The organism is Roseovarius pacificus (assembly GCF_900142665.1).
In the GTDB taxonomy this organism is placed as follows: domain Bacteria; phylum Pseudomonadota; class Alphaproteobacteria; order Rhodobacterales; family Rhodobacteraceae; genus Roseovarius; species Roseovarius pacificus.
Genome location: NZ_FRBR01000001.1, coordinates 1,023,440 through 1,040,114, shown reverse-complemented (window position 1 = coordinate 1,040,114; position 16,675 = coordinate 1,023,440). Strand labels below are relative to the sequence as shown.

Here is a 16,675-nt window from a genome sequence, read left to right as displayed (position 1 = left end):
CGCCCGAATGTTATACTATTACATGGAGCTTCCGATGCGCCTGCCATCCCTTTCCCTCGTTGCCCTGCTGTCCTGTGGCCTGCCCGCCATGGCCGAGGCCCCGCGCGTGGCCACAGACATCACGCCGGTCCAGTCGCTCGTGGCGCGCGTCATGCAAGGGGCAGGGGAGGCCGACGTGATCGTGCGCCCGGGCATGTCGCCCCACGGCTACGCCATGCGCCCGTCCGAAGCCCGCGCACTGGAACAGGCCGATCTGGTGATCTGGTTGGGGGCAGACCTGACCCCGTGGATGGAGCACGCGATCGAAACGCTGGCCGGGGATGCGGCGGTGATCACCTTGCTGGACAACCCCGAAACGCACACATTACCCACCCGCACCGGCGCGCGCTTCGAGGCCCACGATCACGATCACGGTCACGGTCATGATGATCATGCGCATGACGAGCACGATCATGACGATCACGACCACGATGGGCACGACGACCACGACCACGATCATGACCACGACGGGCATGACGACCACGCACACAGCGACCATGATCACGATGGGCATGACGATCACGATGGGCATGACGACCACGACCATGACGATCATGCCCACGATCATGACGGCACCGACCCGCACGCCTGGCTCGATCCGCAGAACGGCGAACGCTGGCTGGGCCTGATCGCGGCGGAACTGTCCGTACTCGACCCCGAAAATGCCGCGCTCTACACCGCCAATGCCGAAGAGGCCAAGGCCGAACTCGCCGCGCTGAGCAGCGATATCGCCACGCAACTGGCGCCGCTCGGGGATCGCCCCTTCCTGGTGTTCCATGACGCCTACCAGTATTTCGAAACCCGTTTCGGCCTCCCCGCGGCAGGGGCGGTTTCGCTCAGCGACGCCTCCGATCCCGGCCCGGCGCGCCTGGCCGAACTGCGCGCCCTTGTCGACGAGGAAAATGTCGTCTGCGCCTTTGCCGAACCGCAGTTCAACACCGCGATCCTCGAAAACGTCTTCGCCGACGATCTGCGCATCGGGCAACTCGATCCGCTGGGCCTCGATCATCCGGTGGGGCCGGGGCTCTACCCGGCACTCCTGCGCGATATGGCGGATGCGATGACCGATTGCCTGTCCGATCCGGGCTGATCCCCCGTTGCAGTTCTCCCTCGAGTGGCATTTGGTGCGAAACGCAGCGTCAAACTTGCGTGACGCGCCAAAGCTGACCATGGTGATCGGCAGGGAACGATACGGCCCGTCCTTGGGCCGTTCTTCGGGAGGAGACTGCAATGACATTTGCCTCGCGGCAGGATGCGCTTGATATTCAGAACGAAATGCCGTGGGAGGCGCGCGGCCGTCCCGCCACGCTCTACCAGATGCTGCGCGACACGGTCGAGGCCTTCCCCGACCGCCCCGCGATCAGCTATCAACTGCTGTCGGGGGCGACCGATCCGTCGCACACCCTGACCTGGCAACAGTTCCACGAACAGGTGTGCCGCGCCGCCAACATGTTCCGCGATCTCAGGATTCGCGAAACCGACGTTGTCGCGCTGGTCCTGCCCAATGCACTGGAAACCGCCATCGTCACCATTGGCGCGGCCATCGCCGGGATCGTCAACCCGATCAACCCGCTGCTCGAACCCGAACAGATCGGCGCGATCCTGCGCGAAACCGACGCCCGCGTCGTGGTCACGCTCAAGGCGTTCCCGAAAACCGACATCGCCCAGAAAACCGCCGAGGCCGTGCGCCACGCCCCGCATGTCCACACGGTCCTGGAAATCGACCTCAACCGTTACCTCAGCCCGCCCAAAAGCTGGATCGTCCCGCTGATCCGCCCCAAAAATCCCGGCAATCACCACGCCGATGTCAAATGCTTCAACAAGGAAATGAGCAAATACCCGATCACGCTCGGTTTTGAGGACGGCGGGCAGGATCGTGTGGCGGCCTATTTCCACACCGGCGGCACCACTGGCATGCCCAAGGTGGCGCAGCACCGCTATTCCGGCATGGTCTATAACGGCTGGCTGGGGCATCGGCTTCTGTTCACCGAACATGACAGCGTGATGTGCCCGCTGCCGCTGTTTCACGTCTTCGCCTGCCACGTCATCCTGATGGCGATGATCAAATCCGGGGCGCATGTGGTGTTTCCCACGCCCGCGGGCTATCGCGGCGACGGCGTGATCGACAATTTCTGGAAACTGCTGGAACGCTGGAAAACCACCTTCGTCATCACCGTGCCCACCGCCGTGTCGGCGCTGATGCAGCGCAAGGTGAATGCCGATATCTCGACGGTGAAAAACGCCTTTTCCGGCTCGGCCCCGATGCCGCTGGAACTGTTCAACCGCTTCGAATCGGCCACCGGCATGACCGTCATCGAAGGCTACGGCCTGACCGAGGCCACCTGCCTCGTGTCCTGCAACCCGCCCGAGGGCGAGAAAAAGGTCGGCTCGGTCGGGGTGCCGTTCCCCTATACCGATGTGCGCATCTACAAGACCGACGAAAGCGGCGCGCCGGTCGAATGCGTCGTGGACGAGGTGGGCGAAATCTGCATCTCCAATCCCGGCGTCTATGCCGGCAACACCTATACCGAAACCGCCAAGAACGCCGATCTCTATTTCCACGAGAACTACCTGCGCACCGGCGATCTGGGCCGGATCGACCCCGACGGCTATCTCTGGATCACGGGCCGCGCCAAGGATCTGATCATCCGCGGCGGCCATAACATCGACCCCGCCGATATCGAAGAGGCGCTGATGGCGCATCACGATGTCGCCATCGCGGGCGCCATCGGTCAGCCGGACGCCTATTCCGGTGAACTGCCCTGCGTTTACGTGGAACTGGTCGAGGGCGGCACCGCCACCGCCGAGGACCTGATGACCCATTGCAAGACCCATGTGCATGAGCGCGCGGCCATCCCCAAACATGTCGAAATCCTCGACGAGCTGCCCAAGACGGCGGTGGGCAAGGTCTTCAAACCCGACCTGCGCAAACTGGCGATCACCCGCATCTACAACGCCGCGCTGGACGAGGCGGGCGTCGCCGCCCGTGTCAGCCACGTGATCGATTCCAGGAAACGCGGCCTCGTCGCGCAACTGGAAAAAACCGGCGAGGTCGACGAAGAACAACTCGGCCACGTCCTCGGCCAGTTCACTCGCCCCTGGGAATGGGCCGACAACCCGGAAACCGAGGCCGCCTGACCTCCTGAACCGGGCCGGCCCCCGCCCGGACCTCCGGGAGGATTTTAGCTAAGAAGCATTCGGTTCCTGGCTGCTTCTTCTTGCTCAAAATATCCCGGGGGAGTCGCCCAAAGGGCGGCGGGGGCAGAGCCCCCAATACACGGCGCAGAACAAAGAAAAACCCCGGCCGCGCATTCGCGGGCCGGGGCGTTTTCATCACCGCTTGAAAGCGATCAGCTCACGTCCTTATAGCTGATTTCCTTCTGGTTTTCGCCCACGCGGCCACGGCGCACCAGCAGCCGGTTCAGCGCGTTCACATAGGCCCTGGCCGAGGCGACCACCGTATCGGTATCCGCCGACTGGCCGGTGGCGATGTTGCCCTCTTCCTCCAGACGCACCGAAACCGTGGCCTGCGCGTCGGTGCCTTCGGTCACCGCATGCACCTGATAGAGCGACAGATGCGCGTCATTGGGGTGCAACTCGCGCACCGCCCTGAAGGTGGCGTCCACCGGGCCGTCGCCCGATTGCTTTGCGGTCTTTTCCACACCGTCGATGGTCATGACCAGTTCGGCCTCGGCGGGGCCGCCGGTGCCGCAGACCACGCGCAGCGATTTCACGACCAGCCGGTCGCTGGCCTCGTCCTCGCCCGCGCGCATCAGCGCGATCAGGTCTTCGTCGTAGACTTCCTTCTTGCGGTCGGCCAGATCCTTGAACCGCACGAACATGTCGTTCAACTGGTTGTCGGCCAGATCGTACCCCAGGTCCTTCAGCTTCGAGCGCAGCGCGGCACGGCCCGAATGCTTGCCCATGACGATATTGGTCTCGGTCAGGCCCACATCCTCTGGGCGCATGATCTCGAAGGTTTCGGCGTTTTTCAGCATCCCGTCCTGATGGATGCCCGATTCATGGGCAAAGGCGTTCTTGCCGACGATCGCCTTGTTGTACTGCACCGGAAAGCCCGACACCGTCGCCACGCGGCGCGAGATATTCATGATCTTGCGGCTGTCGACCCCGGTATAGAACGGCATGATGTCGCCCCGCACCTTCAGGGCCATCACCACCTCTTCCAGCGCGGTGTTGCCCGCACGCTCGCCCAACCCGTTGATCGTGCATTCGATCTGGCGCGCACCCCCCGCAACGGCGGCCAGCGCGTTGGCCGTGGCCATGCCCAGATCGTTATGGCAATGGGTGGCGAACACCACCTCGTCGCCGCCGGGCACCTCGTCGATCAGGCGGCGGATCAGATCGGCGCTTTCGACCGGGGCGGTATAGCCCACCGTATCGGGGATGTTGATCGTGGTGGCGCCCGCCTTGATGGCGATCTCGACCACCCGTTTCAGGTACTCCCACTCGGTGCGCGTCGCATCCATCGGCGACCATTGCACATTGTCGCAGAGGTTGCGCGCATGGGTCACCGTTTCATGGATGCGCTCGGCCATTTCGTCCTGCGTCAGGTTGGGAATGGCGCGATGCAGCGGCGAGGTGCCGATAAAGGTATGGATGCGCGGCGAATTGGCGTGTTTGATCGCCTCCCAGCAGCGGTCGATATCCTTGAGATTGGCGCGCGCCAGCCCGCAGATCGTGGCGTCCTTCGATTGCTGTGCAATCTCGGAAACGGCGCGGAAATCGCCTTCGGAGGCGATGGGGAACCCGGCCTCGATGATATCGACGCCCATGTCGTCCAGCAGGCTGGCGATTTCCAGCTTCTCTTCGTGAGTCATGGTCGCGCCGGGGGATTGTTCGCCATCGCGCAACGTGGTGTCGAAAATGACGACGCGGTCCTTGTTCGCCTCGGGCGATACGTCTTTGGTTTGATCAGTCATGTCGGAACTCGTTTTTTGTCCTAAGCCATTGGCGCGAAAGCAGGCACATCCTCTGAGCGGTCGCGCCGGAACGGCACGCTCAGAGGCGGCTTAGGAGTAGCAGAGCCGAAACGCAACCCGCGGGGCGGGGCGCTTGCACAATCGCGATATGGGTCTGCTTCGTCATGGCGCGCAGTATAGGAATGCGCCGCGCGCTTGAAAACCCCCGAATTTCGCCTCGGGCTGGGATACCGGCCATTCGGGATCGTTCGGGGGGCGCGAACAGGGCCGCGCGCGGCTATTCCGCCGCGCTGCCGCCGCTTTCGCCTTGCGGGCTGTCCTCGGGGAGGGTGGCATCTTCCGCTGCACCGTCGTCCCCTGCCGGGGCGGTCTCCTCGGTCTGATCGGCCAGCGCGCCGTTGTCCCATGTGCCGCTGGCCTCTTCCCCGGTGGCATAGCGCATGGTGCCCTCGCCCTGCCGCTTGCCGTTCAGGAAGGTGCCCTCGTAGACATCGCCATTGGTGTAGGTGGCCACGCCTTGCCCCGAGATTTCGCCGTTTTCCCACGCGCCGTCATAGACGAACCCGTCGGGCATGGTGATCTTGCCCTGCCCATGGCGCTGACCCTCCCGGAACTGGCCCTCGTAGACCGTGCCATCGGGATAGGTCGCCGTGCCCATGCCGTGACGCTGACCGTCCTGCCATTGCCCTTCGTAGCGATAGCCATCGGCATAGGTCATCACGCCAAAGCCCTCGTTGCGGGCATTCACGAACTCGCCTTCATAGACCACGCCGTTGGGGTAGGTGGCCTTGCCCTGTCCGTCGATCACGCCGCCGGTCCATTCGCCCTCATAGGTCGAGCCATCGGGATAGGTGATCGCGCCCTGCCCATTGGCCAGGTCGTCGCGGAATTCCCCCTCGTAAACCGAGCCGTCGGGATAAGTCACCTTGCCCTGACCGGAAATCTTGCCGGCGTCCCACGACCCTTCGTAATGATAGCCATCGGTGCCGGTGAACGTGCCTTGCCCGTGGCGGCGGTCGTCCGTGAACTGGCCTTCGTAGACATCGCCGTTTTCATAGGTGACCTTGCCCTGTCCTTCCCGGCGCCCGGCCACGAGCTGACCTTCGTAGACATCGCCATTGGGCTGGGTCAGCCGGCCCTCGCCGTCGATCTGGCCCTCTTTCCAGAGCCCCTCGTAAATCAGCCCGTCCGGCATGGTCAGCTTGCCCTGACCGTGGCGCGCCCCGCGCAGCACCTCGCCCTCATAGACCGCGCCGTCGGGATAGGTGATGCTCGCCATGCCCTCCTTGACGCCGTTCACCCAGTCGCCCTCGTAGACATAGCCGCCGGGGCTTTCCATCCGGCCCTTGCCGTGATGCATCGCGTTGCGGAACCCGCCCTCGTAGCGCACGCCGTTGGCATAGACGGCCACGCCCTGGCCGGTGATCTTGCCATCCACCCACTCGCCCTCATAGGTACCGCCATCGGCGAAAACGATGCGGCCCACGCCCTCGGGCTTGCCCTTGGCGAACTCGCCCTCATAGACCGATCCGTTGGGGAAACGCGCCACGCCCTCGCCGCGAATCTCGCCATCGACCCATTGACCGGAATATTCGTACCCGTTGGGCAGGGTATAGGTGCCGGTGCCGTGCTGCAGGCCGTTGCGGAACGTGCCCTCGTAAATGCCGCCATCGTCGTATTGCTTGGTGCGGACCTCGTCGTCCTGGGCCTGCGCGGCCCCGCCCAGCATGATGGCGACAAGGATGATTCTGCCCAGTGAAACGTTCATGTCTGCCCCTGATCCCCGGCTTGCCCGCGCCTTTGCGGGTGCCTGTGAAATCTAGTGGAGCCTCGCCGCAGTGACAACGGGTTTTGCCCAAATCGGCTTTCCCTCGCGCAACGATCTGCTAAATCTGGCTTGAAATTCAAACAAGAGGCACCTCATGGCCGACCGGTTTCGCCTGACCCTGGCGCAATTGAATCCCACGATGGGCGATCTGAAAGGCAACGCCGCGCTGGCGCGCAGGGCCTGGGCCGAGGGCCGCGCCGCCGGCGCCAATCTGGTGGCCCTGCCCGAGATGTTCATCACCGGCTACAACACCCAGGACCTGGTGATGAAGCCCGCCTTTCAGGCCGATGCCATCGCCGAAATCGAGGCGCTGGCGCGCGACTGCGCCGACGGGCCCGCGCTGGCCATCGGCGGCCCGGCGCTGGAAGGGGTGGAGCTTTATAACGCCTATTACATCCTTCAGGGCGGCAGGATCGCCGCGCGGGTGTTCAAGCACCACCTGCCCAACGAAACCGTATTCGACGAAAAGCGCATCTACGCCTCGGGCGACGTGACCGGCCCCTATGCCGTGGACGGTCTGCGCATCGGCAGCCCGATCTGCGAGGACAGTTGGTTCGAGGATGTTGCCGAAACCCTGGCCGAAACCGGGGCCGAGATCCTGCTGGTCCCCAACGGCTCGCCCTATTACCACAGCAAGGTTTCGTACCGGCATCAACTGATGGTCGCCCGCGTGGTCGAAACCGGCCTGCCGCTGATCTATCTCAATCTCGTCGGCGGGCAGGACGATCAGGTGTTCGACGGGGGCACGTTCGCGCTCAATCCGGGGGGCGCACTGGCCCTGCAAATGCCCCTGATGCAGGAAGACATCGCGCATCTCGACCTGATCCGCACCGACGGCGGCTGGCGTTTCGAGGCGGGCGATCTGGCCCCGATCCCCGAGACCACCGAACAGGATTACCATGCCATGGTGCTGGCCCTGCGCGATTATCTGCGCAAGGCGGGGTTTTCCAAGGTTCTGCTGGGCCTCTCCGGCGGGATCGATTCGGCGCTGGTGGCCACGGTTGCCGCCGATGCGCTGGGCGCGGACAACCTGCGCTGCGTGATGCTGCCCTCGGAATACACGTCGGACGCCTCTCTGGAAGACGCCAGGGCGCTGGCCGAAAACCTTGGCTGCCGGTACGATTTCGTGCCCATCGCGCAGGGGCGGCAGGCGATCACCGACACGCTTGCGCCGCTGTTTGAGGGTACGAAACCCGACGTGACCGAGGAAAACATCCAGTCCCGCCTGCGCGGGCTGCTGCTCATGGCGATCTCCAACAAGTTCGGCGAGATGCTCTTGACCACGGGCAACAAATCCGAGGTCGCGGTGGGTTACGCCACCATCTACGGCGATATGTCGGGCGGGTATAACCCGCTGAAAGACATGTATAAAACCCGCGTGTTCGAGACTTGCCGCTGGCGCAACGCCAATCACCGCGACTGGATGGAAGGGCCGGCGGGGCAGGTCATCCCGCAGCGCATCATCGACCGGCCGCCAAGCGCCGAACTGGCCCCCGATCAGCGCGACGAAGACAGCCTGCCCCCCTATGAGGTGCTGGATGGCATTCTCGACATTCTCGTCGATCGGGACGGCTCCATCGCCGATTGCGTCGCTGCCGGCTATGACCGGGCCGATGCCAAACGGGTGGAACACCTGCTTTATATCTCGGAATACAAACGCTTTCAGTCCGCCCCCGGCACGCGCCTGTCCAAACGCGCCTTCTGGCTCGACCGGCGTTATCCCATCGTCAATCGCTGGCGGGACGACAGCGGCGACTGACCGTTTTGCCGGAAGGTCAGCCAGCGTTACGCTCCCGCCATTGACACGACCCGAGGCAGATTTCCAATGGCCCGTTTCTTTCCCGCGCCGGTCGCAGTCGCGCATGCCACGCCCCTCTCCGCCGCCGATCTGGCCGATCGCTACATCGCCATGGGCACCATGACCGCGCAGATTGGCGGTGACACGCTCGATCTGGTGATTCCCTACGACACCGAAAAAGAGCGTGGCTCTGCCGGGCAGAAGATGATCATGGGCCAGTTCCTGACGATCAACGTCCTGGGGATGGCGGTGGACGAGGATGGCGAACCGGATCGTCCGATGCTTCAGGTCACGCTGCAAAAGCATATGGGGGACATGAGGCTTTTGTCTGCCGAACTGTTCGACGATCGGGGCTACGACGCGCCGCTGGCCATGGGGGCCGATGGCGGCACGGGCGAATTGTCCGAGTTCACGATGGAGGGCGATACCGGTTCGGGCGTCGTGACGGGCGAAGTCCTGCGCCTGACGGGCTATACGTCCGGGCCGAACGTGGCGGAGGGCGCCGCCCCGGTGCCCGTGCGCATCGAATGGCGCGTCGACCTGCCCCCGCTGGAATGACGGGTCGGAGATCCCGATCATATCGTCATCCATGCCGGCCTGTCGGGAGGGCGGGTCTGTCTGAGGGGCGCGTGGTTGCATCGGTCTCTGGCTGGTTGTCTCTCGCGTGTTGCGGCCAGTGAACCGTAATCGGGTTAAGCCGGGGTAAACGCGGCGACCTTTTTTCGCAGGTTATGCGGATGCGTCCATGATGGACGCAAATCTGAAAGAATGGCCGGTATTTCGTACAAAACCCATGTCCATTTTGTACGTTTTGTACAAAACGCTGCTCACTCCCACCAGCGGTCGATGCTGGCGATATCGGCATCTGACCAGCCGAAGTGATGGGCGAATTCGTGAATGGTGACATGGGCCACCAACCTGGCGATCCCGATATCCCCCCGATCGCGCCATTCGGCCAGGATCGGCTGCCGGAACAGCCAGACGGTATCGGGTGCAAGCGGCTGATCCATATAGGATTTCTGGGTCACCGGGATGCCCTCATAGAGCCCCGTCAGGGTCAGCGGGTCATGCAGCCCCAGCTCCTCCAGCATGTCCCGCGCAGGCCATTCCGCCACCCGCAGCGCCACCTCCTGCGCGGCGGATCGGAACGGCGCAGGCAGGCCCGCAACCGTGTCGCGGGCCATGTGGTGTATCTCGTCGAGGCTGGGGTCAGGGGTGTTCATTTCCATGATATAAGTATTTGTATAGAAACAATAAACCCATTCGCTCAGCGTTCCATCATCAACTGATAACTGGCGGGAACATAGCGAAATCCGTCCCCATTCGCCTCGACATATCCCAGTCCCGGCCATGGCATGTGATACCCGATGAACGGAATCCCGTCCGAGGCCAGCATGTCCAGAATCCTGCGCCGTGTCGTGGCGGCGGCGGCCTTGTCCATATCGAACTTCACCTCCCAGTCCGGGTACCCCAGAGACCAGACATAATGGTTGGCGAAATCCGCCGCCACCAGCAGTTGCTCCCCGTCGCTTTCGATCATATAGGTCATGTGTCCCGGCGTGTGCCCGAAGGCTTCCATCCCGGTGATGCCGGGGGCCACGCTGTCGCCGTCAGCGATCATGCTCATTTGTTCATGTAAAGGTTTAACTTTGGTATCGAAGTCATTGTTATCCATGGCAGACCATGCATCGTATTCGACCGCGCCAGTGACGTAGCGCGCATTGGGAAACGTCGCCGTCTCTCCGGTCATCAACCCGCCAATATGGTCGCCATGCATATGGGTGATCACCACCACGTCGATCTGATCCGGGGTGTAGCCGGCCTCGGCCAGGGCCGCCGTGGTGGCGTCGGCGCTCAGCCCGGTATCGAAAAGGACCAGCTCGCTGCCGGTGTTCACGATGGTGGGCGTGAAAAAGAACTGCGCCGCATCGGTCGGGATGCGCGCCGCGTCCGACGCGCTGGCAAATTCCTCGGGGCCGACATTCATGCCGAAAATGGTTTGCGGGTCAGGTACGGTGCGCGTGCCCGCCAGAATGGTCGTCACCTCGAAACCGCCCAGAGTCACACGGTTGAACCGCGAAGCGCCCATCCCCAGCATCGGGGCGGCGGCATTCGCCATGCGGGCTCCGGCGGCGGCGATGGGCAGTGCTGCTGCCGAGGCGATGAGGCCGCGGCGGGTGAATCTTGTATCGGTCATGGTAAGCCTCCTGTGTCTGATCATGTTTGGACCAATTTTAGTGCAAACGGTCCTGAAACTGTCTGTCGTAACGGGATTGTGAGGTGGCACGCGTGTTTGTGCGCCGTTGTCCGGCCAGCCGGAAGACGTGTCCGGTGTATCGTGGCGCCGGTGCAAAATCTGGACAAACGCGTGCGGCTGTGACATGGCGCAGGCGAACCAGGAGAGACCCATGACCACCACTCGTTTCGCCCCGTCGCCCACCGGATACATCCATGTGGGCAATCTGCGCACCGCTCTGATGAACTATCTCATCGCCCGCAAGGCCGGCGGCACCTTCATCCTGCGCATCGACGATACCGACCCGGAGCGCTCGAAAGAGGAATATGTCGATGCGATCAAGCAGGACCTCGAGTGGTTGGGCCTGCACTGGGATCGGGTCGAGCGACAGTCCGAGCGGCTGGACCGCTATGCCGAGGCCGCCGACAAGCTGCGCGAACTGGGGCGGTTCTATGAGGCGTTCGAGACGCCCACCGAACTGGATCTCAAGCGCAAGAAGCAGCTCAACATGGGAAAACCGCCTGTCTATGACCGCGCGGCATTGGCCTTGTCCGACGAGGAAAAGAATGCGCTGCGGGCCGAGCGCGGCGATGGTGTGTGGCGCTTCAAGCTGGATCAGGAGCGGATCGAGTGGAAGGATGGAATCCTTGACGATATCTCGATCGACGCGGCCAGCGTCAGCGATCCGGTCCTGATCCGGGGCGACGGGCAGGTTCTCTATACGCTGGCCTCGGTCGTGGACGATACCGAGATGGGCGTGACCCATGTCGTGCGGGGCAGTGACCACGTGACCAACACCGCCACCCAGATTCAGATCATCGAGGCGCTTGGCGGCACCGTGCCCGAATTCGCGCATCATTCGCTGCTGACCGGGCCGCAGGGGGAATCTCTGTCGAAACGCCTTGGCACGCTCAGCCTGCGCGACCTGCGGGCGCAGGGGGTGGAGCCCATGGCGCTGCTCAGCCTGATGGCGCGGCTCGGGTCTGCCGATCCGGTCGAGTTGCGCACCAGCATGGACGAGTTGATCGACGGGTTCGACATCACCCGTTTCGGCGCGGCCCCAACCAAATTCGACGTCAATGACCTGTTTCCACTGACCGCCCGCCTGCTGCATGAGCGCAGCTATGACGAGGTCAGGGACGAAATCGCGCGCATCGGCGTCCCCACCGACCTGGCCGAGCGGTTCTGGACGGTCACCCGTGAAAACATCACCACGCTCAAGGATCTGCCGGGGTGGTGGGTGATGTTCCGTGACGGAGCCGAGCCCGTGATCGAGGACGAGGACCGCGAGTTCATTGCTCAGGCCATGGAATTGCTGCCCGAAGGGCCGTTTGACGACAGCACGTGGTTGGACTGGACGGCAAAGGTCAAAGAGGCGACGGGGCGCAAGGGCAAGGGTCTGTTCATGCCGTTGCGCAAGGCGCTGACCGGGCAAAGCCACGGGCCGGACATGGGGCAGGTCCTGCCGCTTTTGCAGACGATCAAGGCGCGGGGCTGACGCCGGAGTAAGCGGCGGCCTCGCCTCAGCTGTCCTCACGCAGGCTTGCCCGTTCCACGGGCAGGGCCAGGGCCTTGTCCGCATAGGCACGGGCGCGCCCGGCCATGTCATGCGCGGCCTGCGCCAGATCCGTGTTCGTACAGTTGCTCAAGGCGTTAAGCGCGTCGAGCAGGCGGTTGACCACCTCGAGCATACCCGCACCGTCGCGGGCAATGCTGCCAAAGGCTTTTTCGATCAGGTCTGAGGGTGACGTGTCGGGAATGAAGATGCGGTCGAATTGCGGCGGGTCCTGATTGACCGGAGTATTGTTCCAATCCCATAGCAGGCGTTGTTGCCGGGCAATGACGTCGATTGCGGTGCCGGGATCGTTGATACCGGGGGACAGTGCGCGCGATGCGATTTCCGACAGAACGAGAAGGCCGTAGGTGGCATCCTGTTCAAAGGTGCGCGTATCGGAAATGGTGAGGCAGTTTTGCACTGTTTCGCGCTGCGCTTCGGTCAGGCCCGAGGCATAGGCGACAGGACGCCCCTGAAGGAGGAGGCTTCCCGGTGCGACATGGAAATATATCCGCGCTTCGCCATCCCCCAGAGCAGAGCTCAGCCGGGGCAGGTCGATGAATTGTAGGAACCCCGAACAGGGCGCATCGACGGGCTCGGCATCCTCCGGGATGATGGTTTCAGATGTCAGCGGCTGCGCGCACAGGGCCGGGGCCCTGCGTGTCTGCAAGAGGCTGTCGCGTGCTGCTGCCTCGGTTGCGCGCACGCTGGTATCCATGCTGCCAAGGTCGCTCAGGTGGTCGATCCAACGCAACATGGCAAGGATCACCAGCACGACGACCGCCACCGTGAACGCCAGGACCGTTACGGCGGCGCCGGGGCCGTGCAATTGCGCCTTGAACAGGATGATCGAGGTCAGGGCATAGACGAATGCGCCGATGAAGGTGGCCAGGACGGTTTGGGTCGTCGTGTCGGCCAGAAGGATACGATGCACGCGCGGAGTGGCCTGCGACGCCGCCGCATTATGGGCCGAGACCATGACGTTCAGGGAAAAGGTGCTGACCGCCAGCATGCTGGAGGCCAGGATCGTCAGGATCGGCATGACCGCTTCGGGAGTGAAGCTCCGGCTCAGCGAGGCGGGGATCATGTTTTCAAGCAGAATGGCAGTGGTCGATGCGACAACGGCCAGCAACGCCATCAATGCGACGCGCACCCATAGCAGCCTGCTGAGCCGCAGGAGCATGAGGATGGTTTTGGATGCTGTCTTGATTTTCATACTGCGCGCCCCCGGTTGGGATTTACCATGCCCCAAGGGTACTGTGCGGTCCAGCCTGCAGGTGGCTGTCAGCGGTGCAGGATGCGGATGCCTCGGGTGTGTAACTGATCGTCCACAAAGCCGCGTTCGTCACGGGTCAGCCGCCGGTGACGCGGATAGACGGGATCGGCGCGGTCATCCAGAACCGGAGTGTCCCAGCCATCGGTGGTGTCGAAGAACCGAATGGCCCCCTGCTCGCCGAATTCGCGCAGGTATCCCTGAACCACCACGTCGATATAGCTGAGCAATGCAGGATGGGATTCAGTCGGTGTGCCGTGACGGCCGGAAGGGATGGTATAGACGGCGATCTGCGGATCATGGGGCAGGGCATGGCGTATCTGATGGGCGGCGGGAACCCGGTCATAGGCACGTTCACGTTCGTCCAGTGCCGCCCAATCCTGTCCGGGCACCGGCGCGATCAGCCCGTCGATCTCGCTTTGGTCATCGGGCACCACCGTCAGGAACGCGACCGGGCGCAACATGGTATGCCGCCAGACCCGCCGCCATCCGCGCAAGGTGGCGCAATGGGTCTCGGCAAAGGTATGGGTGTCGCGGTTCACGAGGCTCCCGTAACCAAAGAAATATGCATGTTGCATGTATGTTATTTTGCGGCTCCCTTGATCTAAGTCATGTATTCAAGGCTGTTTTGCCGTCACGATGGCTGAAGTTCAAGCAAGCGGACCCTAGTCTCATGCGTATTACCAAACGTACCAACATCGCCATTCGTGTTCTCATGTTCTGCGGTGCCAATGCCGACCGTCTGGTTACCAAGTCTGAAATTGCGGCCTGTTGCAATACCTCGGAAAGCCACCTGGCGCAGGTCATCAACCGATTGGCGCAACTGGGTTTTCTACATACGCAACGCGGGCGCAGCGGGGGGATCACCCTGGCGCGGCCGATGAATGAGATCGTGATCGGCGACGTGTTTCGCCAACTCGAGGCGAATGTTCCGATTGCCGAGTGTTTTGCCGATGTGGACAATACCTGCCCGCTGGTCGATTTCTGCCGCCTGAAACTGGCCATCGCGGATGCGGCCGAAGCCTTTTACGCTCATCTCGACGAAATTCCGCTGAATGCGCTGGTGTGTGAGAACGTCCAGCTTCTGGATGTATTCGTATCGCCACGGTGCATGAATCCCGCTTGAAGTCACGAAGCCGGTATACTACCGTACTCACTATCTGATCGGGAGAACCGGTAAGCCCGGTGCCGAAGGAGCAACCGCCCCGGAAACTCTCAGGCGACAAGGACCGATCGGATTTGAAAAACTCTGGAGAGTTCCCGGATCTGACCGGGACGCCGAAGGGATAGCGATCTCAGGCCAAAGGACAGAGGGGGCATCGTGGCGTGGCCGGAACGGGTGCGCGGAACCGATGCCGGATTGATATCACAGATCAAGCTGGCGCTGTTTGGGAGAAACCGAATGAGCGACGCCCTGAGCAAGACCCCTTTGCATGCGCTTCATGTGGAGTTGGGGGCCAAGATGGTCCCGTTCGCGGGATACGATATGCCCGTGCAATATGGCCTTGGCGTGATGAAGGAACATCAGCATACCCGCGCGGCGGCCGGACTGTTCGATGTCAGCCACATGGGGCAGGTCATCGTGCGTGCCGAGGACGGATACAAGGCCGTTGCGCAGGCGATGGAGGGGCTGGTGCCCGTCAGTTTGCTGGGACTGGCCGAGAACCGGCAGCGCTATGGATTTTTCACCAACGATCAGGGCGGCATTCTGGACGACCTGATGATGACCAATCGCGGTGATCATCTGTTTGTCGTGGTCAATGCTGCCTGCAAGGCCGACGATATCGCGCATATGCGTGCGGGGTTGCCCGATTGCGCGGTCGAGGAAATCACCGACCGCGCTCTGCTGGCGCTTCAGGGGCCGCAGGCCGAGGCGGTTCTGGAAGAGATAGTGCCCGGCGTGCAGGCCATGCGCTTCATGGATGTGGCTGTGATGGACAGCGCCTATGGCGAGATGTGGATTTCACGCTCGGGATATACGGGTGAGGACGGGTACGAGATTTCGGTCGTTGCCGACCAGGCCGAAGCCTTCGCCCGCGCGCTGCTGGCGCATGAGACGGTTGAACCTATCGGTCTCGGTGCGCGCGACAGTCTGCGTCTGGAAGGAGGGCTGTGCCTTTATGGCCATGACATCGACACCACGACGACGCCGGTCGAAGCCGGTCTGGCATGGGCCATCCAGAAGGTGCGCCGCGCGGGCGGGGATCGTGCCGGGGGCTTTCCCGGGGCCGACGTGATTCTGGGCCAGCTTGAGAGCGGCGCGCCGCGCAACCGCGTCGGGCTGCGCCCCGAGGGGCGCGCGCCGATGCGTGAGGGAACCCCGCTTTTTGCCGCGACCGAGGGGGGGGATCCTGTCGGCATCGTGACATCGGGCGCTTTCGGGCCGACTTTGGGTGCGCCGATGTCCATGGGGTACGTGCCGCATGAATTGTCGGAGACGGGCACCCCGTTGTACGGTGAGGTGCGCGGCAAGCGGATGCCGGCCACGGTGGCCGATTTGCCGTTCGTCCCGGCCAATTTCAAACGTTGAAAACCACATCAGACCAACAAGGAAGACAAAGATGAAATTCACCGAAGAACATGAATGGCTGCGCAGCGATGGCGATGTCGTGGTCGTTGGAATCACCGAACATGCCAGTGAACAACTGGGCGATGTGGTGTTCGTCGAACTGCCCGAAGTCGGAACGCAGGTGACCAAGGGTGACGAGGTCGTCGTCATCGAAAGCGTCAAGGCCGCCAGCGATATCATGGCCCCCATCGACGGCGAAATCACCGAGATCAACGAAGCCCTGGTCGACGAGCCCGGCAAGGTGAACGAAGACCCGTTGGGGGATGCGTGGTTCTTCAAGGTGAAACCGTCCGATGACGGCCAGATGGACGACTACATGGATGAAGACGCCTACAAGGACTTCATCGGTTAAATCACTTTGCCCGGCCTGTCCGTTGGGTGGGTCGGGTGCGAATTTCAAAGGGCTGTCCGCGTCTGCGGGGCGCTCTTTCGTCAGG

General features: G+C 62.8%; 14 protein-coding genes and 1 riboswitch. Of the genes, 8 read left to right on the top strand and 6 right to left on the bottom strand.

Annotated elements, in window-relative coordinates:
• The first annotated feature begins 34 nt into the window (after positions 1-34).
• Positions 35-1,129, top strand: a complete 1,095-nt coding sequence (locus BUB53_RS04940) for a zinc ABC transporter substrate-binding protein (protein ID WP_073033732.1) — start codon at positions 35-37, stop codon at positions 1,127-1,129.
• 140 nt (positions 1,130-1,269) lie between these two features.
• Positions 1,270-3,177 carry an acyl-CoA synthetase gene (locus BUB53_RS04935; protein WP_073033373.1) on the top strand — a complete coding sequence of 636 codons (1,908 nt, stop codon included), beginning with the start codon at positions 1,270-1,272 and terminating at the stop codon, positions 3,175-3,177.
• 212 nt (positions 3,178-3,389) lie between these two features.
• Here BUB53_RS04935 and BUB53_RS04930 read toward each other — a convergent pair whose 3' ends face one another.
• Together BUB53_RS04930 and BUB53_RS04925 are read right to left on the bottom strand one after the other, a co-directional pair.
• On the bottom strand, positions 3,390-4,979 hold the full coding sequence (locus tag BUB53_RS04930) for a 2-isopropylmalate synthase (protein ID WP_073033371.1): 1,590 nt from the start codon (positions 4,977-4,979) through the stop codon (positions 3,390-3,392).
• A gap of 277 nt (positions 4,980-5,256) precedes the next feature.
• A complete protein-coding gene (locus tag BUB53_RS04925; protein WP_073033369.1) occupies positions 5,257-6,747 on the bottom strand; it encodes an MORN repeat-containing protein in 1,491 nt (496 codons plus the stop codon).
• Positions 6,748-6,901: 154 nt separating this feature from the next.
• Here BUB53_RS04925 and BUB53_RS04920 point away from each other — a divergent pair, with 154 nt between their 5' ends.
• Both BUB53_RS04920 and BUB53_RS04915 read left to right on the top strand, forming a co-directional pair.
• A complete protein-coding gene (locus tag BUB53_RS04920) occupies positions 6,902-8,566 on the top strand; it encodes an NAD+ synthase (RefSeq protein ID WP_073033367.1) in 1,665 nt (554 codons plus the stop codon).
• Between the two features lie 66 nt (positions 8,567-8,632).
• Positions 8,633-9,163, top strand: coding sequence for a hypothetical protein (locus BUB53_RS04915; RefSeq protein ID WP_073033365.1), 531 nt, complete (start codon positions 8,633-8,635; stop codon positions 9,161-9,163).
• A 269-nt stretch (positions 9,164-9,432) separates the two neighbouring features.
• Here BUB53_RS04915 and BUB53_RS04910 read toward each other — a convergent pair whose 3' ends face one another.
• Both BUB53_RS04910 and BUB53_RS04905 read right to left on the bottom strand, forming a co-directional pair.
• Positions 9,433-9,828 (bottom strand): metallopeptidase family protein, encoded by a 396-nt coding sequence (locus tag BUB53_RS04910; protein WP_073033731.1) that lies wholly within the window; start codon positions 9,826-9,828, stop codon positions 9,433-9,435.
• Between the two features lie 44 nt (positions 9,829-9,872).
• Positions 9,873-10,802 (bottom strand): MBL fold metallo-hydrolase, encoded by a 930-nt coding sequence (locus BUB53_RS04905; RefSeq protein WP_073033363.1) that lies wholly within the window; start codon positions 10,800-10,802, stop codon positions 9,873-9,875.
• Between the two features lie 211 nt (positions 10,803-11,013).
• On the opposite strand from BUB53_RS04905, the gene gltX reads away from it, so the two are divergent.
• A complete protein-coding gene (gene gltX / locus BUB53_RS04900; protein ID WP_073033361.1) occupies positions 11,014-12,339 on the top strand; it encodes a glutamate--tRNA ligase in 1,326 nt (441 codons plus the stop codon).
• Between the two features lie 25 nt (positions 12,340-12,364).
• On the opposite strand, the gene BUB53_RS04895 is transcribed toward gltX, so the two are convergent.
• Together BUB53_RS04895 and BUB53_RS04890 are read right to left on the bottom strand one after the other, a co-directional pair.
• Positions 12,365-13,612: a DUF2254 domain-containing protein gene (locus BUB53_RS04895; RefSeq protein WP_073033359.1), complete on the bottom strand. Its 1,248-nt coding sequence runs from the start codon at positions 13,610-13,612 to the stop codon at positions 12,365-12,367.
• A 68-nt stretch (positions 13,613-13,680) separates the two neighbouring features.
• Positions 13,681-14,247, bottom strand: a complete 567-nt coding sequence (locus BUB53_RS04890; RefSeq protein WP_073033357.1) for a gamma-glutamylcyclotransferase family protein — start codon at positions 14,245-14,247, stop codon at positions 13,681-13,683.
• 95 nt (positions 14,248-14,342) lie between these two features.
• On the opposite strand from BUB53_RS04890, the gene BUB53_RS04885 reads away from it, so the two are divergent.
• The 3 genes from BUB53_RS04885 to gcvH all read left to right on the top strand — a co-directional run bounded on the left by BUB53_RS04885 (position 14,343) and on the right by gcvH (position 16,590).
• Complete coding sequence (locus tag BUB53_RS04885) at positions 14,343-14,795, top strand: RrF2 family transcriptional regulator (protein ID WP_073033355.1); 453 nt, start codon at positions 14,343-14,345, stop codon at positions 14,793-14,795.
• 29 nt (positions 14,796-14,824) lie between these two features.
• Positions 14,825-14,911, top strand: a riboswitch (glycine riboswitch).
• Positions 14,912-15,071: 160 nt separating this feature from the next.
• A complete protein-coding gene (gene gcvT / locus BUB53_RS04880) occupies positions 15,072-16,199 on the top strand; it encodes a glycine cleavage system aminomethyltransferase GcvT (RefSeq protein WP_073033353.1) in 1,128 nt (375 codons plus the stop codon).
• 31 nt (positions 16,200-16,230) lie between these two features.
• Positions 16,231-16,590, top strand: a complete 360-nt coding sequence (gene gcvH, locus BUB53_RS04875; protein WP_073033351.1) for a glycine cleavage system protein GcvH — start codon at positions 16,231-16,233, stop codon at positions 16,588-16,590.
• Positions 16,591-16,675 lie beyond the last annotated feature (85 nt).

Excerpts from the sequence above, each read along its gene's own strand:
- BUB53_RS04940 (WP_073033732.1), top strand. The coding sequence starts at position 35 with ATGCGCCTGCCATCCCTTTCCCTCGTTGCCCTGCTGTCCTGTGGCCTG.
- BUB53_RS04935 (WP_073033373.1), top strand. The coding sequence starts at position 1,270 with ATGACATTTGCCTCGCGGCAGGATGCGCTTGATATTCAGAACGAAATG.
- BUB53_RS04930 (WP_073033371.1), bottom strand. The coding sequence starts at position 4,979 with ATGACTGATCAAACCAAAGACGTATCGCCCGAGGCGAACAAGGACCGC.
- BUB53_RS04925 (WP_073033369.1), bottom strand. The coding sequence starts at position 6,747 with ATGAACGTTTCACTGGGCAGAATCATCCTTGTCGCCATCATGCTGGGC.
- BUB53_RS04920 (WP_073033367.1), top strand. The coding sequence starts at position 6,902 with ATGGCCGACCGGTTTCGCCTGACCCTGGCGCAATTGAATCCCACGATG.
- BUB53_RS04915 (WP_073033365.1), top strand. The coding sequence starts at position 8,633 with ATGGCCCGTTTCTTTCCCGCGCCGGTCGCAGTCGCGCATGCCACGCCC.
- BUB53_RS04910 (WP_073033731.1), bottom strand. The coding sequence starts at position 9,828 with ATGAACACCCCTGACCCCAGCCTCGACGAGATACACCACATGGCCCGC.
- BUB53_RS04905 (WP_073033363.1), bottom strand. The coding sequence starts at position 10,802 with ATGACCGATACAAGATTCACCCGCCGCGGCCTCATCGCCTCGGCAGCA.
- gltX (WP_073033361.1), top strand. The coding sequence starts at position 11,014 with ATGACCACCACTCGTTTCGCCCCGTCGCCCACCGGATACATCCATGTG.
- BUB53_RS04895 (WP_073033359.1), bottom strand. The coding sequence starts at position 13,612 with ATGAAAATCAAGACAGCATCCAAAACCATCCTCATGCTCCTGCGGCTC.
- BUB53_RS04890 (WP_073033357.1), bottom strand. The coding sequence starts at position 14,247 with ATGCAACATGCATATTTCTTTGGTTACGGGAGCCTCGTGAACCGCGAC.
- BUB53_RS04885 (WP_073033355.1), top strand. The coding sequence starts at position 14,343 with ATGCGTATTACCAAACGTACCAACATCGCCATTCGTGTTCTCATGTTC.
- gcvT (WP_073033353.1), top strand. The coding sequence starts at position 15,072 with ATGAGCGACGCCCTGAGCAAGACCCCTTTGCATGCGCTTCATGTGGAG.
- gcvH (WP_073033351.1), top strand. The coding sequence starts at position 16,231 with ATGAAATTCACCGAAGAACATGAATGGCTGCGCAGCGATGGCGATGTC.